Raw genomic sequence first — 21,244 nt, forward strand, 5'->3', positions numbered from 1 at the left:
GAACCGGCAAAAACGCCCCGGCCGCGCGGCGGCCGTCCAGGCAAGCGTTTGCGTAACATGCGGCAAAAAATGAATTTCTTTTCCTCCATTATCTGGTAAATTCCATGTTACACGGCGTGCAAACGCTTGCATAAAACGCTGCAAAACCATTCATTTTAACCCGGCCGCGCGCCGCTTACCAATATTCTCCTATGCCTACATCGAACACCCCGCTGCACGCCGTTCCCGCCGCCGACAAGCTGTCCCTGAAGGACGCCGCGCTGGCCTACCATGCGCTGCCGCGCGCCGGCAAGATCTCGGTGGTGCCGACCAAGCCGCTGGACGACGCGCGCGCGCTGACGCTGGCCTACTCGCCCGGCGTCGCCTACGCCTGCGAAGCCATCGTCGAAGACCCGCGCGCGGCCGGGCGCTATACCTCGCGCGGCAACCTGGTGGCGGTGATCACCAACGGCACCGCCGTGCTGGGCCTGGGCGACATCGGTCCGCTGGCCAGCAAGCCGGTGATGGAAGGCAAGGCCTGCCTGTTCAAGCAGTTCGCCGACGTCGACGTGTTCGACATCGAGCTGGCCGAGAACGACCCCGACCTGTTCATCGACACCGTCTGCCGCATGGAGCCGACCTTCGGCGGCATCAACCTGGAAGACATCAAGGCGCCGGACTGCTTCTATATTGAACAGCAGTTGCGACTGCGCATGAACATCCCGGTCTTCCACGACGACCAGCATGGCACCGCGATCATTGTCGCCGCCGGCATCCTGAACGGCCTGGAACTGGTCGGCAAGGAAATCGGCGCGGTGCGCGTGGCGGTCTCGGGCGCCGGCGCGGCGGCGATCGCCTGCCTCGACCTGCTGTGCTCGCTCGGCCTGAACAAGCAGTTGCTGAAGGTCTGCGACAGCCAGGGCGTCATCTACCCGGGCCGCGACGCCGACATGGAGCAGAACAAGGCGCGCTACGCCAACGACACCAGCGACCGCTCGCTGGCCGACGCCATGGTCGGCGCCGACGTCTTCATCGGCGTCTCCAAGGGCGGCGTGGTCAGCGCGGCGATGGTCGAGTCGATGGCCGGCCACCCCTTGATCTTCGCGCTGGCCAACCCGAACCCGGAAATCTCGCCCGAGCTGATCCACGCCACCCGCGGCGACGCCATCGTCGCCACCGGCCGCTCGGACTATCCGAACCAAATCAACAACGTGCTGTGCTTCCCCTACATTTTCCGCGGCGCGCTCGACGTCGGCGCCACTACCATCAACGAGGAAATGAAGCTGGCCTGCGTGCGCGCGATCGCGCAACTGGCCAAGGAGCCGCTGCCGGGCCAGACCGAGAGCGCGCTGACGCCGCTGCAACTGATCCCGTCGCCGTTCGACCCGCGCCTGCTGCACCGGGTCGCGCCGGCCGTCGCGCTGGCCGCCGTGTCCTCGGGCGTGGCAACGCGTCCGATGGTGACGGTGCCGGCGCTGTAAGCGCTCCGTCCCGACCCAGGGCGTCACCCCGGGGCCGGACCGGAGGCTCTGGCCTTCGCGCCCCGGCGCCGGCTGCCTGCCCTGGTTTCCCGCTGCCGTCCCCGTCACTTCATTTTCTTCCCCTTTTCCGGCCCGTTTGCAACAGGCGCGCCGGCTATCTGCTGCAAGCTTGAGCCACATCTGATGGGCCCGTCGCCGGCGTTGACAGCGGCGTACGCCGATGCGACTCTAAAAATCCTCTAGGAAATATTTGATGCGGGCGGCCGGGTGCGCCCGCGCCCCCGTGCGCGCGGCGCGCGGCCCGACGCTGGCCATTGGAGAAAAACGATATGAGTGCTGCAAAGATGAAAGTGGCGACCCGCCTGGGCATCGGCTACGGCCTGGTGTCGCTGTTGCTGGCCACGGTGACCTGGCTCGGCGTGAACCGCATGGGCGCCATGCGCGAGCAGATGGACGAGATCACCAAGGTCAACGCGGTCGAGTCCCGGCTGGCGGCGACGATGGATTTGACGGTGACCGAGCGCGCGCTGGCGCTGCGCAACCTCATTTTGCTCAAGGACGCGGGCGAAATCCAGGTCGAACTGGCGCGCATCGACGTCCAGGCGAAAGCCTACGCCGCCGCGCAGGAGCAGCTGAGCCGGATGTTCGCCGCCCGCTCCGACAGCGCCGCCGAGCGCAGCGCGCTGCTCGACAAGGTCAAGCTCGACGCGGCGCTGGCGGCGCCGTTGATCGTCAGGGCCGCCGAGCTGGGGCAGGCGCAGCAGGGCGAGCAGGCCTACCAGGTGCTGCGCAACGAGTTGCGGCCGGTGCAAAAACGCTGGTGGGAGTCGCTGCGCGCGCTGGTCGCGCTGGAAGACAAGATGAGCGCCGACGCCGCGCTGGCGGCCGAGCGCACCTACACCGGCGCGCGCGCGCTGATGCTCGGCTTCGGCCTGCTGGCCCTGCTCACCAGCGTGCTCGCCGCGCTGTGGGTCAGCCGCAGCCTGTTGCGCCAGCTCGGCGGCGAACCCGACTACGCGGCCGAGATCGCCGGCCGCATCGCCGGCGGCGACTTGGCGGTGCAGATCAGCACCGCCCGCGGCGACCAGTCCAGCCTGCTGTTTGCGATGCGCGCGATGCGCGACAGCCTGGCCCACATCGTCGGCCAGGTGCACGGCGGCACGGCGGCCATCGCCACCGCCTCGCGCCAGATCGCCTCGGGCAATATGGACCTGTCGGCCCGCACCGAGCAGCAGGCCAGCTCGCTGGAGGAAACCGCCTCGTCGATGGAACAACTGACCTCCACCGTCAAGCAAAACGTCGACAGCGCGCGCCAGGCCAACGCGCTGGCGCTGTCGGCCTCGGACGTGGCGGTCAAGGGCGGCGCCGTGGTCGGCCAGGTGGTGCAGACGATGGGCTCGATCAACGCCTCGGCCAAGAAAATCGTCGACATCATCGGCGTCATCGACGGCATCGCCTTCCAAACCAACATCCTGGCGCTGAACGCGGCGGTCGAGGCGGCTAGGGCCGGCGAGCAGGGCCGCGGCTTCGCCGTCGTCGCCAGCGAGGTGCGCAACCTGGCGCAGCGTTCGGCCGCCGCCGCCAAGGAGATCAAGACCCTGATCAGCGACTCGGTCGAGAAGGTCGAGGTCGGCAACCGCCTGGTCGAGCAAGCCGGCGCCACCATGGACGAGGTGGTCTCCAGCGTGCGCCGGGTTACCGACATCATGGGCGAAATCATGGCCGCCAGCCAGGAGCAGGTGGCCGGCATCGAGCAGATCAACCAGGCCATCACGCAGATGGACGGCGTGACCCAGCAGAACGCCGCGCTGGTCGAGCAAGCCGCCGCCGCCGCCGAGTCGCTGCAGGACCAGGCCGGCGCGCTGGCGCAGCTGGTCAGCGTGTTCCAACTCGACGAGGCCAGCGCCGCCGCGCTGGCGGCCCCGGCCCCGGCCGCGCCGCCGGCCGCGCCGGCGCCCCGCCCGGTGCGCCAGGGCGGGGCCGGCGCCCATGCCGCGCGCGCCGCCGCGCCGGCCGGCGCAGCCGAGGCCCGCGCCGAATCGCGCCACGCGCCGGCGGCGCCGGCGCCGAAGCGCTTGCTCAACGCCGCGGCGGCCGCGCCCGACGACTGGGAAGAGTTTTAAGGCGTCCCCGGGTCGGCGGCCTGCGCCTAGGCCTACGCGCAGGCCGGCGCGGCGGCGGCGGCGCAGACGCGGTTGCGTCCGCCCAGCTTGGCCGCGTACAGCGCCTTGTCGGCCGCCTCCAGCAGGCGCGCCGGCGCGCCGGCTCCGCGCCGCGGCAACAGCGCCGCCACCCCGGCGCTGACGGTGACGACGCCGGCCGGGCTGCCGCGGTGGCCGATGCGCAAACCCTCGATCGCCGCGCGCACCCGCTCGGCCAGCGCCAGCGCCTCGTCCAGCCCGGTGTCGGGCAGTAAAATCCCGATCTCCTCGCCGCCGTAGCGCGCCGCCAGTTCGCCGCGCCGCCCCGGCATCAGCGCGACGATGCACTGGCTCAGCGCGCGCAGGCAGGCGTCGCCGGCGATGTGGCCGTAGTGGTCGTTGTATTGCTTGAAGCAATCGACGTCGAGCATGATGAAGGCCAGCGGCGCGGCGGCGCGCCCGGCCAGGCTGAATTCCCCGGCCAGCGTGGCGTCGAACTGGCGCCGGTTGGCCAGGCCGGTCAGGCCGTCCTGCAACGCCAGCTTTTCGAGCTGGCGGTTGAGGCTTTCCAGCGCGTCGCGCGCGCCCAGCAGTTGCGCCTCGGCCTCCACGCGCAGGCCGATTTGCTGGACCAGGCGCTTGCCGAACAGCCCCAACAGCGCCGCCAGCAGCAGCACGCCCAGCGAATGCAGGAAGGTGTCGCGGCGCCAATTAGCCAACTGCTCGTCCTTCGACAGCGCGGCCGTGGCGAACAGCGGGTAGTGCTGCAGCGCGCGGTAGCTGTTCAGGCGCACCTCGCCGTCCAACGGCGACTCCAGGAACACGCTGCCCACCGGCCCGGCGCCGCGGTAGGCCAGGTACAGCGCGCTGCGCGCCATGCTCATGCCGATGGTGGCGTCGTCGAACGGCCGGCGCAGCAACAGCGTGCCGGCGTTGGTGGTCAGCGCCACCGCGCCGCGCTGGCCGATGTCGAAACTCTGGTAGAAGCGCTTGAAATAGTCGACGTCGATGGTTGCCAATGCCACCCCGGCGAAGCCGCCGTCGGCGCGGTTGATGCGGCGCGACACCGGAACCACCCACTTGCCGCTGGAGCGGCTGACCACCGGCGTGCCGATGTGGGCGCCGCGCGCCGGGTCGGCGCGGTGGAACTGGAAGTATTCGCGGTCGGCGTTGTTACGCTCCCGCAGCGGTTCCGGGCGCGAATTGACCAGCCAGGCGCCGTCGGCGTCGTAGACGAACAGGCCGTTCAACTGCGGCAGCTCGGCGACATGACCGCGCAGCACCCGCTGCAGGCGCGCCAGCGCCGGCGCGGCGGCGCCGTCGACTTCGATGCGCTCGACGATGTCGGCCAGGCTGGTGTCGGCCGCCTTGATGGTGTCGTCGGCCTGCTGGGCCATGGCGCGCGCCAGGTTGGTGGCCGAGCGCTCGACCTCTAGCAACTGCTGCGTGCGCGCGTTCCAGCTGCGCCAGCCGTCGATGGCAACCAGCGATAGACAGACGACGGCGACAAAAACAGTGGCCCAAAATGTGATGGGGCGGCGCTTCGACATAGATACCCGGAAATTGTTTATTTGCTTTATACAGTAAAACAGTGCCGCCGGCGCGCTGAACGCCGGGTCCGTGGCTGGTTTAGTTTACAATGCCCGACTTCTATAACTTCTGATTTTGCGGTTTGGCTAGAATAAGTCTCTACCGGTTTGGATACTTCAAGGAATTATTTGATGGTCGGTTACAACTCTTTGGCCGTGTTTCTTTTTTCCGCGCTGGCGCTAGCGCTGGGCGGCGGCTACTCAATTGGGGCCACTATGCTCTTTGTCGGCAGCGCGGCGCTGCTATGGAAACGGCCGGTACTGGCCTTGAAAAAAGCCGACTACTTGTTGATCGGCACGCTGTTGCTGTACTTCATCGTCCGATCGGCGATCGTCGCCTTCCATGCCGACCCGGGCAGGGAATATGACGCGCCATTGAGGTTCTTGCTGGCCGTGCCGGTGTTGTTGTTGTTGCTCGCCTATCCGGCCAAACCGTCATCGGTGTGGGCCGGTTTGGCCGTGGGCGCCATTGGCGGCGGTGTATTTGTCGGTTGGCAACTTCTTGCGCAAGGGATTGTGCGCCCGGGCGGCACCACCAATCCCATCCAATTTGGCAATATCAGCATGTTGCTGGGAATTTTGTGCATGTCCGGCCTGGGCTGGGCGTTGACGCAGCCGCGCCGGGCCGCCTGGACGCTCCTGCTTCTGCTGGGCAGCGTCTTCGGCATGGTCGGCTCCATGCTAACGAGCAGCCGCAGCGGCTGGATTGCGATGCCGGTCTGCGCCTGCGTGTTATGCCTGCATTACACCAACATGCACGGCCGCCGTTATTTATACGCCGGCCTGTTGACGCTGGCGACGCTGATCGCGGTGGCGTATGCGATTCCGCAATCGACCGTCAAGGCGCGCACTCTCGCTTCGCTACAGGAGGCGCGCGATTTTTCCCGCGCCGTCAATACCGAAACCTCCCTCGGCCAGAGACTGGAAATGTGGCGCAACGCGATTGTCATGACGCCCGCCAAGCCGTTGCTGGGATGGGGCAAGCAGGGTTTCATGGACCAGAAGCTCGCACTGATCCACCAGGGCAAGGTGCCGGCCTCGATCGGTGAATATACCAATGTGCATAACGAATACCTCGACGCGCTGGTCAAACAAGGCGTGTTCGGCCTGGCCGCCGTGCTGGCCCTGTTCCTGCTACCGCTGACGCTGTTTGCGCGCCGCCTGAAAAGCAGCGACCGCCGCGTCCATCCCTACGCGCTGGCCGGCGTCTCGCTGGGCATCAGTTACATGGTGTTCGGCCTGACCACCACTTTCCTGACGCTCAACATCGGCGTCATGATGCTGGCGTTCCTGACGGTGATCCTGTGGTCGGGTTTGCGCGCCGCAGGCCGTACCCCGGCCGCCCCCCTCTGACCGCAGTTGCAAGGAACCCCATGATGCTGCCGCCCGACATGCAACGCCTGACCGCGCTCCACGCGCCGTACAAAAAACACCTGGCGCTGGCCTTCCTGGCGATGATCGTCACCGCCGCCACCGAGCCGCTGCTGCCGTACGCCTTGCAGCAACTGCTCGACAAGGGCTTTTCCGGCAAGCCGGCGTTTTCCTACTGGGTGGTGCCGGCCGCCGTGATGGGCATGTTCCTGGTGCGCGGCCTGGCCACCTTCACCAGCTCCTACCTGATGACCTGGGTCTCGACGCGCATCCTCAACGAGTTGCGCCGGCAAATGTTCGCCAGCATGCTGAACCTGCCGATCGACTTCTACGCCACCAACACGGTCGGTAAGGTCATCAACTCGATCATGTTCGAGGTCCAGCAAATCATCGAAATGGTCACCAAGGTGTTCACCTCGATCGTGCGCGCCAGCCTGACCGTGCTCGGCCTGCTGGCCTGGCTGCTGTACCTGAACTGGGCCTTGACCATCGTCACGCTGGTGCTACTGCCGTTGATCACGCTGGTGGTGCGCACCACCGGCAAGCGCCTGAAAAAACTCAACAAGGACTCGCTGGCGGTGAACGCCGAACTGACCCAGGTGATCGAAGAGACCACCCGGGCGCAGCAGGTGATCAAGATCTTCGGCGGCCACGACTATGAAAAGGCGCGCTTCCAGCAACGCGCCGACAACCTGCGCCGCTACACCATGCGCATGACCAGCACCTTCGCCGCCACCGTGCCGATCACCCAGCTGATGACGGCCGCCGCGGTGTCGGTGGTGGTGATGATGGCGCTGTCGCAGCACGCCGCCGGCCAGATTTCGGTGGGCGGCTTCGTCTCCTTCATCACGGCGATGCTGATGCTGCTGGCGCCGCTCAAGCAACTGGCCGAGGTCAACGGGCCGCTGCAGCGCGGCCTGGCGGCGGCCGAAGCCGTCTTCAGCCTGATCGACAAGACCCCGGAACGGGTCGGCGGCCAGGTGCTGGCGCGGCGCAGCGGCGGCCGGGTCGACTTCGTCGGCGTCGGCTTCCACTACCCCGGCCAGGCCGAGCCGGCGCTGCGCGGCATCGACCTGAGCGTGGCGCCGGGCGAAACGGTGGCCTTCGTCGGCATGTCCGGCGGCGGCAAGTCGACGCTGGTGGGCCTGCTGCCGGGCTTTTATCCGGTCAGCAGCGGCCGCATCCTGCTCGACGGCCAGAACATCGACGACATCGCGCTGGCCAGCCTGCGCGGCCAGATCGCCATGGTCAGCCAGAACGTGGTGCTGTTCGACGACACGCTGGCGGCCAACATCGCCTACGGCGACGCCGCGCCCGACCGCGCCCGCGTCGAGGCGGCGCTGACGGCGGCCCACCTGGGCGACGTGGTGCAGGGCCTGGCGCAAGGCCTGGAGACGCCGATCGGCGACAACGGCGCGCGCCTGTCGGGCGGCCAGCGCCAGCGCGTGGCGATCGCCCGGGCGATCTACAAGGACGCGCCCATCCTGATCCTCGACGAGGCCACCTCGGCGCTCGACACCGAGTCCGAGCGCGCGGTGCAGGCGGCGCTGGAGGGCTTGATGCGCGGGCGCACCACCTTCGTCATCGCGCACCGCCTCTCGACCATTGAACGGGCCGACCGCATCGTCGTGCTGTCGCACGGCCAGATCGTCGAAACCGGCAGCCACCGCGAACTGCTGGCGCGCGCCGGCGTCTACGCCAATTTGCACAGCCTGCAGTTTTCGCAGCAAGCCGCCTGAACCCAACCCCCTCCCTTACCACGGCCGCCAGAGCACCCATGACGCACACACTGATCCCCGCCGACCTGCTGCGCAAGTCGGACAAAATCCTCTTCATCGCCCACCTGGCGCTGGGCGACTTCACCTACCTGCAAAACTGCTTCCGCGCCTTCAAGCAGGCCCACCCGCACCTGCAGGTGCACCTGTGGGTCGACGAGGTGCGCCGCACGGCCGACGCGGCCCAGTGGGACGGCTTGAAAACATACTCGCTGTACGACTGGGTGCGCGCCTGCGGCTGCTTCGACAAGGTCTACAGCGACACCTACAGCCCGGCGCTGTACCAGCAGTCGATCGCCGCCGCGCAGCGGGAGAACTACCCGCTGGTGGTCTCGCTGGCGACGCTGCGCCCGCACCTGTACGCCGGCCTGGCGCGCGCCGTCAGCCCGCGCGCCCTGGTGGTCGGCATGAAAAAAACCGTCGGCTTCTTCCAGCCGCACCACCACCTGGCCTACCGCAAGCTCGACGCCGCGCTGGCGCCCTACGACGCCGGCCGCGACGGCCCGCGGCACATCAGCGACGTCTACGCCGACTGGTTCCGCCAGTTGTGCGGCCTGGACCTGGCGCCGGCGGCGCGCTTCCCCTTCGTCGACATTCCCGAGCGCTGGCACGAACAGGCGCGCGCGCGCCTGGCCGGCTGGGGCTTCGCGCCGCGCAGCGGCAAGCTGGTCTTCGTCAACCCCTTCGCCAAGACCCACAAGCGCTGCTGGCCGCTGGAGCGCGTCGCCGAGCTGATCGCCGCGATGCGCCAGCGCGACGGCTGGCGCGACGCCTGCTTCATCGTCAACGCGGTGCCGTCGGAACTGGCCAACGCCCGCAGCGTGATCGCCAGCTACGGCCTGGAACGCACCGAGTTGTTCAGCGCCGAGGAGAATTTCTTCCAGCTGCCGGCGATGCTGGCGCAGTGCGACCTGATCGTCTCGGTCGAGACCGCGGTGATGCACCTGGCCAACGCCGTGCACGTGCCGGTGGTGGCGTTGATGCGCCAGAAGAACCCCGAATGGGTGCCGCTGGACCAGGCCAACAGCAGCGTCATCACGGCGGCGCGGCGCAGCGACTGGGTCAAGGCGATCCCGGTCGCGCAAGTCATGAAAGCCCTCCCGTGAGCGGCGCCGTGGATACCGGCGCGCCCGCGCGCGGCGCCAACGGCCTGGCGTCGTTCCACATCGCCTTTTGCGTCGACAACAACTACTGCCGGCCGATGGGGGCGACGATCGCCTCGATCATCGCCAACAATCCCGGGCAGCACTTCACCTTCCACGTGCTGACGCTCGACCTGTCGGACGACAACAAGCGGCGCATCGCCGCGTTCGAGCAGCTATACCCGGTGCGCACCCAATTGCACCTGCTCGAGCCGGCCTCGTTCAGCCAGTTCGCGCACTTCCTCGGCCATTCGCACTACTCGCTGTCGATCTTCACGCGCCTGGTGATTCCGACGGTGCTGCGCGGCCAGACCGACCGCGTGCTGTACCTCGACGCCGACATCCTGTGCGTGGCCAGCATCGCCGAGATGATCGCGCTGGAGCTGGGCGGCGACATCGCCGTGGTGGTGCCGGACGCGCCGGTGACGACGCGGCGCCGGGTGGCGGCGCTGGAGTTGGCGCACAACGAGTACTTCAACGCCGGCGTGCTGCTGATGAATTTGCAGCCGTGGATGGACGCCGACATCAGCGCGCGAACGCTGGATACGCTAATGCACGGCACCAAGGACATGCGCTTCAACGACCAGGACGCGCTGAACATCGTGCTCAACGGGCGCGCCCGCTACGTGTCGCCGCGCTGGAACTATTTGTACGACCTGATCCACGACCTCGACGTCAACAAGACCGCCATGCGGCCGGTCGGCAAGGCCGTCTTCATCCACTTCGCCGGCGCCGTCAAGCCGTGGACCGACTGGAGCGGCCACGACGCCCGCCTGCTGTTCCGGCGCTACCTGGAATTGTCGCCGTGGGCCGGCATGCCGCTCGACCCGGCGCCGAAGAACACCAAGGAAATGCGCATGCATTCGCGCTTCCTGTGGCGCCGCGGCAAGCCGCTGCAAAGCCTGGCGTGGTTCCTGCGCTACCTGCGCAAACGCGCCGCCAAATAAGCGCGGCCGCGGCGAACGCCGCCTCCGCGGCAATCGTGCCATACTTGCCAGCAAGCGCCGGCTGGCGGCCCTCACCGTCCCATAGCCGCGGCGCCCACCGCAAGGAGGCAACATCATGCGTCTCGATATCTACCGCCGTGCCGAGCAGGACGGCGTTTTTTCGTATCTGGCGGTGCCGGAAGGCAAGCCGATCCCGCAGGAGGCAATCAACACCGACTGGCTGCCCGAGGCGCGCGCGGTCGAGCTCGACGAGGGCGCCGACGAGCTGCCCGACTACAGCATCGCGCATACGCAAGAGCAAATCGCCGCCAAGGGCTACGCGATCACCAGCGTCAACGACGTGTAAAAGCGTGTAAAAGGGGACAGACCACGATTTTCGAAAATGTAAAAGGGGACAGACCACGATTTTCGAAAAAGTTTCTCGAAAATCGTGGTCTGTCCCCGGTTTTCTGTCCCCGGTTTTATCAATACTCGACGGCGACCTCCTGCGCGCCCAGCTGTTGCTGCAAGGCCAGTTGCAGCTCGTCCGACGGCGCCACCCGCCACTCTTCGCCGAACTGCAGCGTGCAGGCGACGCCCTGCGGCGCCACGCGCGCGGCGATCAGCAGGCCGTTCTCGGCGCGGTGCGGCAGCAGCACCTCGCGCACCCGCTTCGAATCGAGCGTGGCCGGCAGCGCCAGGCCCAGCTGGCGGCCGTACTGGATGCGCGCGGCGACGATGTCGAACGCCTTCTCGGCGGTGATGCGCAAGCCGCCCGAGAAGCGGTCCTCCGACACCTTGCCGACCACGGCCAGGAACTCGTCCTCCTTGAAAATCTTCTTGTTCTGCTCGAACAACTCGCTGTACACGGTCACCTCGACGGTGCCGCTCTTGTCGTCGAGCGTGACGATGATGATCTTGCCGCGCTGCGTCAGCTGGGTGCGGATGCCGGTGATGACGCCGGCCATCATGCGCGGCTCGCGCGACGGGTCGAGGTCGGCCAGCTTGGTGCGGGCGAAGCGGCGCGCCTCCGGCGCGTACGAGTCGAACAGGTGGCCCGACAGGTAGAAGCCGAGCGCGATCTTTTCCTCGGTGAGCTTTTGCTTGTCGCTCCACGGCGCCACCTTGACGTACTCGGGCGGCGCCACCATGTCGCTGTCGTCGCCGCCGAACAGGCTGACCTGGTTGGCCGCCTTCAGGCTCTGCTCGGCGCATTCCATGGCGAAGCCGACCGAAGCTTGCAGCACCGCGCGGTCGACGCCGAAGCAGTCGAAGGCGCCGCCGCGGATCAGCGAGTCGATGGTGCGGCGGTTGATCTGGCGCTTGTCGACGCGCTGGCAGAAGTCGAACAGGTCGGTAAACGGGCCGTCCTTCTGGCGCGCCGCGATGATCGCCTCGATCGCGCTCTGGCCCGAGCCCTTCACCGCGCCCAGGCCGTAGCGGATCTGCGTGACGCGCTTGCCCGACACCGACGGCGCCGGGCCGTCCGGCGTGAAGCGGTAGTCCGACAGGTTGATGTCGGGCGCCAGCAAGGTCAGCCCGCAGACGTCGATGGCGTCCTCGACCAGGATCTTGATCTTGTCGGTGTCGTCCATCGCCAGCGACAAGTTGGCGGCGATGAAGGCGGCGGTGTGGTGCGCCTTTAAATAGGCGGTATGGTAGGACAGCAGCGCGTAGGCGGCGGCGTGCGACTTGTTGAAGCCGTAGCCGGCGAACTTTTCCATCAAGTCGAAGATCTCGTCGGCCTTTTGCTCCGTCAAGCCGTCCTTGGCGGCGCCGTCGCGGAAGATCTGGCGGTGCTCGGCCATTTCCTCGGCTTTTTTCTTGCCCATGGCGCGGCGCAGCATGTCGGCGCCGCCCAGCGAGTAGCCGCCGACGATCTGCGCCATCTGCATCACCTGCTCCTGGTACACCATGATGCCGTAGGTTTCGGACAGGATGGACTCGGTGCGCGGGTCCGGGTAGTCGAAGCGCTCGCCGTGCTTGCGCTTGCAAAAGTCGGGGATCAGGTCCATCGGACCCGGGCGGTACAGCGCCACCAGCGCGATGATGTCCTCGAAGCGGTCGGGGCGGGCGTCCTTCAACATGCCCTGCATGCCGCGCGACTCGAGCTGGAACACCGCCACCGTCTTGGCCTTGGTCAGCAACTCGTACGAGGCCTTGTCGTTGAGCGGCAACCTGGCCAGGTCGAAGTCGGCCTGGGCCGGGTCGAGCTGCTTGATGTAGCGCACCGCGCGGTCGAGGATGGTCAGCGTGGTCAAGCCCAAAAAGTCGAACTTGACCAGGCCGACGGCCTCGACGTCGTCCTTGTCGTACTGCGACACCACGCCGCCGTCGCCGCCCTGGGTGTAGAGCGGGCAGAAGTCGGTCAGCTTGCCCGGCGCGATCAGCACGCCGCCGGCGTGCATGCCGATGTTGCGGGCGATGCCCTCGACCTGCTGGGCCAGGTCGAGCAACTGCTTGACCTCTTCCTCGTTGTCGAGGCGCTCGGCCAGCAGCGGCTCCTCCTTGATGGCGTCGGCGATCGACACCGGTTTGCCCGGCTTGAACGGGATCAGCTTGGAGATGCCGTCGCAGAAGTTGTAGCCGAAGTCGAGCACCCGGCCGACGTCGCGGATCGCCCCCTTGGCGGCCATGGTGCCGAAGGTGGCGATCTGCGACACCGCGTCCTTGCCGTACAGGTCCTTGACGTGCTGGATGACGCGGTCGCGCCCCTCCTGGCAAAAGTCGATGTCGAAGTCGGGCATCGAGACGCGTTCGGGGTTCAGGAAGCGCTCGAACAGCAAGTTGTAGGCGAGCGGGTCGAGGTCGGTGATCAGCAGCGAGTACGCCACCAGCGAGCCGGCCCCGGAGCCGCGGCCCGGTCCGACCGGCACGCCGTTTTCCTTGGCCCAGCGGATGAACTCGGCCACGATCAGGAAGTAGCCGGGGAAGCCCATGTTGCTGATGGTGTCGGTCTCGAACTTCAGCCGCTCCTTGTAGCGGGCGCGCTGCGCCTCGCGCCTGGCCGGGTCCGGGTACAACTGCAGCAGGCGCTGCTCCAGGCCGGCCTTCGACTCGGCGACCAGGAATTCGTCGATCGTCATGCCGGGCGGGGTCGGGAAGTTCGGCAGTTGCGGCTTGCCCAGCACCAGCGTCAGGTTGCAGCGTTTGGCGATCTCGACCGAGTTGGCCAGCGCCGCCGGCAGGTCGGCGAACAGCGCCGCCATCTCGGCCTGGGTCTTGAAGCACTGCTCGTCGTTGAAGCGCTTGACGCGCTTGGCGTTGGCCAGCATTTCGCCCTCGGCGATACAGGTGCGCGCCTCGTGGGCGATGAATTCGTTGCGGTCGATGAACTGCACCGGGTGCGTCGCCACCACCGGCAAGCCGAGCTTGGCCGCCAGCGCGACCGACTGGCGCACCTGGCGTTCCTGGTTGGGCTGGCCGCCGCGCTGGATTTCAATGTAGAAGTGGCCGGGGAACACCCGCGCCCAGCGCTGCGCGCTGCGCTCGGCCAGCGCCAGGTTGGCGTTCTCGATGGCGATGCCGACGTCGCCGAAGTGGGCGCCGGACAGCACGATCAGGCCGTTGGCCGGGCTGGTGTCGGGCAGCAGGCTCAGCGGCGTGCCCGCCAATGCTTCCAACCACTCCGGCCGCACCTCGGCGCGGCCCTTGTGCTGGTTGGTCAGCCAGGCCTTCGACAACAGCTCGCACAGTTGCAGGTAACCGACGCGGTTCTTCGCCAGCAGCAGCAGGCGCGAGGGCTTGTCGCGGTTGTCGTCGTTGCTGATCCAGACGTCGCAGCCGACCACCGGCTTGACGCCCTTGCCGCGCGCCGCCTTGTAGAACTTGACCATGCCGAACAGGTTCGACAGGTCGGTGACGGCCAGCGCCGCCTGCCGGTCCTTGGCGGCGGCGCCGACGACGTCGTCGATGCGCACCAGGCCGTCGACGATCGAGTATTCGGAGTGCACCCGCAGGTGCACGAAGGCCGGTCCCCGCGGCTGGGCGGCGTGCGCCTGCGCGGCGGCGGCGTCTTGGGTAAGCATTTCCATCCTGTGTGCCAATCTTTTGCAAATTCAATTGGCGCTATTTTACCGTGCCCCGGCGCCCCGCCCCGGAGCGGGCCGCGACAAAGTTTATAATATCGCCTGTTCCGTTTTTTTCGATCGCCACCATGCACGCCACACCCCACTCCAGCGCAGCCAACCAGGCCAGGCAGGCCAGCGCCGCCCACGTCAACATCGCCGCCTACAAATTCATCACCGTCGACGACACCGAGGCGTTGCGGCCGCGATTCCAGGCCATTTGCGCCGAGCTGGGCCTGAAGGGCACGATCCTGTTGACGCCCGAGGGCATCAATATGTTCCTGTCCGGCCCGCGCGCGGCGGTCGACAACTACCTGGCCTGGCTGCGCGCCGACGCGCGCTTCGCCGACATCGAGGTCAAGGAAAGCTATTCCGAGGAACAGTCGCACAAGCGCATGCTGGTCAAGCTGAAAAACGAGATCATCACGATGCGCATGCCGCTGATCAAGCCGGAGCTGGGGCGGGCGCCGTCGGTCGACGCGCGCACGCTCAAGCGCTGGCTCGACAGCGGCGTCGACGACGCCGGCAAGCCGGTGGTGATGATGGAAACGCGCAACGCCTTCGAGGTCGACGTCGGCACGTTTAACAACACGCTCGACTACCGCATCGACAAGTTCACCGAATTCCCGGCGGTGGCGGCGGCGCACAAGGACGAGCTGGCGGGCAAGACCGTGGTGACCTTCTGCACCGGCGGCATCCGCTGCGAAAAGGCGGCCATCCACATGAAGGAGATCGGCTACGACAGCGTGTACCAGCTCGACGGCGGCATTTTGAAGTATTTCGAGGAGGTTGGCGGCGCGCACTACACCGGCGACTGCTTCGTGTTCGACTACCGCACCGCGCTGAACCCGCAGTTGCAGCCGACCGAGACGGTGCAATGCTTCGTCTGCCGCGCCGTCGTCACGCCGCGCCAGCAATTGGCGCCGGAATACGTGTACGAGGTGTCGTGCCCGCATTGCCACGGCAGCGCGTCGAACACCTAGCAGCGTGGCGGCCCTGGCCGCCGCGCGCCACGCGGCCCGGGCGCCAATGCCGTTAAGTTCAGTGTTCGCAGCTTGGATTAGCGATAGCGTCATCCGCCGCCGGGCGGCTGCCGGTGCCAGTCGGGTTAGCCACGCGGTATAGCCGATGGCGGGCTAACCCGACGACAATCCTTCACTTGGCGGCATTAGGCTCAGGCGCCGATCTTCTGGCCGTTGGCCCGCCACCAGTTGCGGCCCAGCACCAGCAGCGACGAAAACAGCAGGCCGAACAGGAAGCTCGACATCAGCGCCGACGACAGCCGCGTCGAACGGTTCTCGGGCAGGCTCGGGCCGGCGATGAAGCGGGTTTTTTCCAAAAACAAGCTGATGGCGTTCTGGTTGTCGATGCTGATCTCGTTGTACACCTCCTTGACCAGTTCATCCTTCAAATCCTTGTCCTTGAACACGCTCTCCTTGACCGCGTCCAGCGCGCGCAAGACACTTTCGCCGGACTTGCTCGCTTCCAGCACCTGCTTGGCGCGGTCGTAATAATCGCGCCGCAACAACGACTGCCGCTGCTCGCGCCTGGCCCTGACGATCGCCTCGCTGGCGTTTGACGCTTCCACCTCGGTCGACATCAGATGCGTCACCGGCGACAGGAAACGGGCGTTTTCCTCGGTCACGCTGACCACTTGGCGCGCCGCCTGCCCGGCCGAGTCCGGATGGCGCCCGACGATCTGCCTCAGGCTCTCGCCGCGACGGCGGTATTCCTCGAGGCGCTCCTTGTTGTCGATGATGTCATTGTCGAGCTTGGTGACGCGCGACGTGATTTCCGAATGCTTGAAGCGCAGGTTGTCCGAATAAATCAAATAAACGATGCTATCGACGACATAACGCCCCAGCAGGCCGACGGTGCGCTGGGCGTTTTCGGCGCTGCCGGCCGCGTAGCTGATGCGCAATCCGATGACGTTGTTGCTGCTGTCCTTGGGTTGCTCCATCAAATCCTTGGCGTCGAGCTTGGTGAACGGATACACCGCCTCGATCATTTTCGCGGTGCCGTCGTTGCTGGCGAAGGCGAGGCGCAAACCGGCCACGCCCGCGTTTCCCTCCAGCTTGTTCTGGCGCACGAACTGGTCGAAACGGTCGACCGCGCCGAACGCGGCGGCGAAGCGCTTGTAGTCGGCCAGCGGAATGCCGGGGCTTTCCTTTTCCCTCGGATTTTTTTCCTTCTGCATCGGGATAGCCCCGCCGAACTGCAGGAAGCCTTCGCTCTTGTATTGCGCCAGGTACAGCGACGCAGCGGCGCCGGCGGCCGTGACCAGCACGGTGCCGGCGGCGATCGCGCGGCGGCCGCGCCACAGCGCGACCAGCGTATCCGTCAGCGAGAAGGCGCCGGCGTTGCCCAAATCATCGGTTTGCTTCGAATTGTCCAATTTTTCCATAACTCTTCTTAAAATAGTGGGTGACGCTGGGTTAACGGTATAGCCGCGGCGGTATTGACGCGGCGCGGCCGGCGCGCCGGCGCGGTTCAGCGGGCGAGCGTGATGAGCGTTTTGGGCGCCGCGACGGCGCCCTCCTCGCGCGCGCACCAGATCAGATCCTCGATGCCGCACTGGGGCGCATATTCGCTGACCACGCGCAACAGCAGCGCGCGCACGCTGGGGTGGTCGAAGCGGTCGCAGGCGAGCGTCAACTCGGCCAGCATGCCCTCCAGCCTAACCCAGGGAATCTCGTTCTCCCGGGCGCGCAGGATGAGCGGGTGGCCGGTGCCCTCGACATTATCGCCGATCAATAACTCTTCATACAATTTCTCGCCCGGACGCAGGCCGACGTAGTGGATTTCAATGTTGCCGTTTGGCGCAAGCTCGCTTTTCACTTCCAGGCCGCTTAGATGGACCATGCGCTTGGCCAGGTCGACGATCTTCACCGGCGCGCCCATGTCGAGCACGAACACGTCGCCGCCCTCGCCCATGGCGCCGGCCTGCAACACCAGTTGCGCCGCCTCCGGGATGGTCATGAAGTAGCGCGTGATTTCCGGATGGGTAATGGTGATCGGTCCGCCGCCCATGATCTGCTTGCGAAACAGCGGCACCACCGAGCCCGAGGAACCCAGCACGTTACCAAAGCGCACCATGCAAAAGCGCGTCTTGGTTTGCTCGCGGGAAAACGCCTGCAAGATCAGCTCGGCCATGCGCTTGGTCGAGCCCATCACGTTGGTCGGACGCACCGCCTTGTCGGTGGAAATGAGCACGAAGCGCTTGACCTCGGCGGCCATGGCGGCGCGCGCCATGCTCAGCGTACCGAGCGCGTTGTTGCGGATGCCCTCGATCGGATTGTGCTCGACCAGCGGCACGTGCTTGTAGGCGGCCGCGTGGTACACCGTCTCGACGCCGAAGGTGCGCAGGATGCTCTCGCACTTGGCGGTGTCGAGCACCGAGCCGAGAAAGGGCAGCAACTCGACGTCGAGGCGCATCAGCGCGCGCAGCCCTTGCAACTCTTGCTCGATCGAGTACAGCGCGAACTCCGACATTTCCAACAGGATCAGCCGGGCCGGCCGCTGTTGCAGAATCTGCCGGCACAACTCAGAGCCGATCGAGCCGCCGGCGCCGGTCACGATGACCGACTTGCCGGTGATGCACAGGGCCATCAAATCGTGGTCCGGTTCTACCGCATCGCGCCCCAGCAAATCCTCGACCTCGATTTCGCGCACGTCCTCCACCCGCACGCGCCCGCTGACCAGGCTCTTGATCGGCGGCGTCACCAGCGTTTTGATCTTCAGCGGTTCGAGCCGGTCCAGGATGCGCCGCTGCTGCGCCTTCGACACCGACGGCATCGCCAGCAGGATCTTGCTGATATTCTTGTCGACCACCAGCGCCGCCAGCGCGTCCGGCCCGTAGACGCGGATGCCGGCCACGGTCGCGCCCTGCAACTCGCGCTTGTCGTCGACCATCGCCACCGGGCGGTATTCGCCGCCGTTGCTGAGGGCGTGCACCAGCTGGCTGCCGGAGGCGCCGGCGCCGTAGATGACCACCCGCACGCCGCCGGCGGCGCCGCTCAGGTGGGCGAAATAGGCGCGCGCCAGGAAGCGGCTGGCGGCCACGTACATGATGGCGCTGATCCAATAGGTGCCGAACACGCCGCGCGACAGGCCCAGCATGTGGGTGGCGAACGCCGCCAGCGCGATCAGCAGCGCCACCGAGACGGTGACGCCGACCACCGCGACGTAGACGATCTTGTAGTCGATGAAGCGGATCACCGCGCGGTACAGCCCCAGCTTGATAAAGATCGGAATCGACAGCAGCGGGGCGGCCAAGATCAGCCACCAGTAGGGCTGCAGCAGGGCCAGGCCGAAGCCGTCGAAGCGCAGCAACACCGCCACGCAAAAAGTCAGCGGCAGAAATAGCGCGTCGGCCGTGATGGCGACGATTTGCTTGTGAAAGCGGGAGAAATCCAGCAAGGGTTTCATCAACAATAACCAATCAACAAAGTTAAACCGCGGCGGCCCGTGTCAATGGCTGACACCGTCGCGCCGCAGCACTTTTAAAAAAGTCAGGAAAATAATCCGTATATCCAGCAGCAGCGACTGCCGGCTCACATAGTAGGCGTCCAGTTTGACCTTGTCGGGGATCGGCAGCTCGTCGCGGCCGTTGACCTGGGCCCAGCCGGTCAGGCCGGGCAGCACCTGGTCGACGCCGTATTCGCTGCGCAGGGCGATCAGGTCGTCCTGGTTGAACAGCGCCGGGCGCGGGCCGACAAAGCTCATGTCGCCGCGCAGGATGCTCCACAACTGCGGCAGCTCGTCGAGGCTCGATTTGCGCAAAAACGAGCCGACCGGGGTCAGGAAGCGGCCCGGGTCGGTCAACAGGTGGGTCGCCACGGCGGGCGTGTCGACCCGCATCGTGCGGAACTTCGGCATGCGGAAAACCCGGTTGTGCCGCCCGATCCGGTCGGACCAGTACACCGCCGGGCCGGCCGAGGTCAGCTTGACCAGCAGCGCCACCGCCGCCACCGGCAGCGCCAGCAACAGCAAGGCAAGCAAGGCGAGCAGCAAATCAAACAATCTTTTCATAAACGATATCGATCAATTGTGGGTCAAAAAATGGGCGACGCATTGACGAATCCCCGTTTGCATGTCGAGCGGCGGGCGCCAGCCCAGGGTCTGGCTGGTGTGCGCCAGGTCGACTTGCAGCGAACCGAGCAAACGCTCGGCCGCGGCCGACTTGCCCAGCAGCGCCGCGGCGGCGCCGAGCAGGGCCGGCGGCACCGGCAACAGCCGGCTGCGCTTGCCCATCGCCGCCGCCAGCATGCGCAGCAGTTCGGCGACGCTGACGTCGTGGCCGTCCGAGACCATGAAGGTCTGGCCGGCCGCGGCGGCGTGGTCGCTGCAACTGACCAGCAAATCGACCAGGTTGTCCAGCGCCACCAGGCTTCTGCGGTTGCGCACCGCGCCCAGCGGCAAGGGCAGGCCCATCTTAACGAACTGCATCATTTTCAAAAAATTCGCTCGCACGCCGGGCCCGTACACCAGCGGCGGGCGCACCATCACCACCTCCAACCCGGTTTCGCGCGACAGCGCCAGCAAGCCCTGCTCGGCCTCGTGCTTCGACACCCCGTAGGCGTCGGCCGGCGCCGGCAGGTCGGCATGGCCGAAAGGACGCGCGCCGCTGGCCTCGCCGTTGACCTTGACGCTGCTGACAAAGACGAAGCGCCGCGCGCCCGCCGCCGCCGCCTGGCGCGCCAGCCGCAGCGTGCCCTCGACGTTGGCCTGGCGAAACGCCAACAAGGGGTCGGCCGCCTTGTCTTGCATCACATGCACGCGCGCCGCCGTGTGCACCAGCACCTCGACGCCGGCCGGCAAGGCCCAGGCCGGCACACCGTCGGACCCCATGCCGCGCCGCGGCGCCGACACCGCGCGGCCGTCGGCGCGCAGCCGTTCCAGCAGGCGCGCGCCGACAAAGCCGCTCGCGCCCGTCACCGCCAGGTGCGTCACGAGGGCCGCCTGCACAATTCCAGCAATTTAAAGGGGAGCTTGCTCATCACCAAGAACAAGTTCGTGTAAATATGATTCGCTTTACAGGCGCGCACTATTTCCCGATTCAAGAGCAGGCTGCTTTTCAAGCCGCCGGTGCTGACCCCGCCCATGCGCATGCGCACTAGCACCTGGTCGATCCATCGGTAACTGGCGCGGCCGACCAGCAGCCAGCGCACGAACATTTCGTAATCGGCGGCGATTTTAAAATCGGTCCGGTACCAGCCTGTTTTCCAATAAAGCGCGCGCCGCACGAACGTGCCCGGGTGCGGCGGCATCCAGCCGAAGCGCAGCTTCCAAGCCTTGAACCTGGCGGCGCCATAATGCCGCCGCACTAGGTTCAAATCGCCGGCGTGGACAAACACCACGTCGCCGAAGACGATGTCGAGCGCGGGCCGGCCATGAAACGCCCGCGCCACCGCCGATACCGCCTGGCCGCTTTCGTAAAAATCGTCCGAATTCAAAATGCCGACCACCTCGCCGGTGGCCGCCCGCACGCCCTTGTTCATGGCGTCGTAAATACCTTTATCCGGCTCGCTGATAATCGTCGCGACGCGCTCGCGGTATTCATTGACGATCGCCATCGTACCGTCGGACGAGGCGCCGTCGATAATAATGTATTCAATATCCTGATAATCCTGCGACAACACCGATTCAATCGTATCACGGATAGTTTTTTCACTGTTGTAACATACGGTAATAATAGATACCTTCATAGCGGCTTCACCGGGCAAGCAATCACATTTCCACCATTTCTTTTTCTTGTTTGACAGGCGGCCGCG

14 protein-coding genes and 1 pseudogene are annotated in these 21,244 nt (G+C 66.3%); 8 read left to right on the forward strand and 7 right to left on the reverse strand.

Annotated elements, in window-relative coordinates; genetic code table 11:
* Nucleotides 1-191 precede the first annotated feature (191 nt).
* A pseudogene (locus JANGC3_RS29355) lies at nt 192-1,454 on the forward strand (malic enzyme-like NAD(P)-binding protein); the annotation flags it as partial.
* A gap of 335 nt (nt 1,455-1,789) precedes the next feature.
* A complete protein-coding gene (locus JANGC3_RS0114130; RefSeq protein WP_026132976.1) occupies nt 1,790-3,583 on the forward strand; it encodes a methyl-accepting chemotaxis protein in 1,794 nt (597 codons plus the stop codon).
* 32 nt (nt 3,584-3,615) lie between these two features.
* Here JANGC3_RS0114130 and JANGC3_RS0114135 read toward each other — a convergent pair whose 3' ends face one another.
* Nucleotides 3,616-5,151, reverse strand: coding sequence for a GGDEF domain-containing protein (locus JANGC3_RS0114135; protein ID WP_017877141.1), 1,536 nt, complete (start codon nt 5,149-5,151; stop codon nt 3,616-3,618).
* Between the two features lie 255 nt (nt 5,152-5,406).
* On the opposite strand from JANGC3_RS0114135, the gene JANGC3_RS0114140 reads away from it, so the two are divergent.
* The 5 genes from JANGC3_RS0114140 to JANGC3_RS0114160 all read left to right on the forward strand — a co-directional run bounded on the left by JANGC3_RS0114140 (nt 5,407) and on the right by JANGC3_RS0114160 (nt 10,771).
* Nucleotides 5,407-6,543 carry an O-antigen ligase family protein gene (locus JANGC3_RS0114140; protein WP_232429706.1) on the forward strand — a complete coding sequence of 379 codons (1,137 nt, stop codon included), beginning with the start codon at nt 5,407-5,409 and terminating at the stop codon, nt 6,541-6,543.
* Between the two features lie 23 nt (nt 6,544-6,566).
* Entirely contained in the window at nt 6,567-8,300 is a 1,734-nt protein-coding gene (gene msbA / locus JANGC3_RS0114145; protein WP_026132977.1) for a lipid A export permease/ATP-binding protein MsbA, read from the forward strand.
* Between the two features lie 38 nt (nt 8,301-8,338).
* Entirely contained in the window at nt 8,339-9,442 is a 1,104-nt protein-coding gene (locus JANGC3_RS0114150) for a glycosyltransferase family 9 protein (protein ID WP_017877144.1), read from the forward strand.
* Nucleotides 9,439-10,425 (forward strand): glycosyltransferase family 8 protein, encoded by a 987-nt coding sequence (locus JANGC3_RS0114155; protein ID WP_017877145.1) that lies wholly within the window; start codon nt 9,439-9,441, stop codon nt 10,423-10,425. The genes JANGC3_RS0114150 and JANGC3_RS0114155 overlap by 4 nt, the downstream gene beginning before the upstream one ends.
* 115 nt (nt 10,426-10,540) lie before the next feature.
* Nucleotides 10,541-10,771, forward strand: coding sequence for a DUF6139 family protein (locus JANGC3_RS0114160; protein WP_017877146.1), 231 nt, complete (start codon nt 10,541-10,543; stop codon nt 10,769-10,771).
* A gap of 118 nt (nt 10,772-10,889) precedes the next feature.
* Here JANGC3_RS0114160 and dnaE read toward each other — a convergent pair whose 3' ends face one another.
* Nucleotides 10,890-14,438, reverse strand: coding sequence for a DNA polymerase III subunit alpha (gene dnaE / locus JANGC3_RS0114165; protein WP_017877147.1), 3,549 nt, complete (start codon nt 14,436-14,438; stop codon nt 10,890-10,892).
* Between the two features lie 122 nt (nt 14,439-14,560).
* Here dnaE and JANGC3_RS0114170 point away from each other — a divergent pair, with 122 nt between their 5' ends.
* The gene (locus tag JANGC3_RS0114170; protein ID WP_017877148.1) at nt 14,561-15,454 is read left to right on the forward strand and encodes a sulfurtransferase; all 894 of its coding nucleotides are present in this window, start codon (nt 14,561-14,563) and stop codon (nt 15,452-15,454) included.
* Between the two features lie 191 nt (nt 15,455-15,645).
* Here JANGC3_RS0114170 and JANGC3_RS0114175 read toward each other — a convergent pair whose 3' ends face one another.
* The 5 genes from JANGC3_RS0114175 to JANGC3_RS0114195 form a co-directional block, all read right to left on the reverse strand.
* Nucleotides 15,646-16,875: a hypothetical protein gene (locus JANGC3_RS0114175; protein WP_017877149.1), complete on the reverse strand. Its 1,230-nt coding sequence runs from the start codon at nt 16,873-16,875 to the stop codon at nt 15,646-15,648.
* A gap of 86 nt (nt 16,876-16,961) precedes the next feature.
* On the reverse strand, nt 16,962-18,899 hold the full coding sequence (locus JANGC3_RS0114180; RefSeq protein ID WP_017877150.1) for a polysaccharide biosynthesis protein: 1,938 nt from the start codon (nt 18,897-18,899) through the stop codon (nt 16,962-16,964).
* A gap of 42 nt (nt 18,900-18,941) precedes the next feature.
* Nucleotides 18,942-19,502 carry a sugar transferase gene (locus JANGC3_RS0114185; protein WP_017877151.1) on the reverse strand — a complete coding sequence of 187 codons (561 nt, stop codon included), beginning with the start codon at nt 19,500-19,502 and terminating at the stop codon, nt 18,942-18,944.
* A gap of 12 nt (nt 19,503-19,514) precedes the next feature.
* Nucleotides 19,515-20,423, reverse strand: coding sequence for an NAD-dependent epimerase/dehydratase family protein (locus JANGC3_RS0114190; protein ID WP_157406643.1), 909 nt, complete (start codon nt 20,421-20,423; stop codon nt 19,515-19,517).
* Nucleotides 20,420-21,178 carry a glycosyltransferase family 2 protein gene (locus tag JANGC3_RS0114195; RefSeq protein WP_026132979.1) on the reverse strand — a complete coding sequence of 253 codons (759 nt, stop codon included), beginning with the start codon at nt 21,176-21,178 and terminating at the stop codon, nt 20,420-20,422. Before JANGC3_RS0114195 ends, JANGC3_RS0114190 begins: the two co-directional genes overlap by 4 nt.
* Nucleotides 21,179-21,244 lie beyond the last annotated feature (66 nt).

The sequence above is a fragment of the Janthinobacterium sp. CG3 genome (assembly GCF_000344615.1).
Classification (GTDB): Bacteria; Pseudomonadota; Gammaproteobacteria; order Burkholderiales; family Burkholderiaceae_D; genus Janthinobacterium.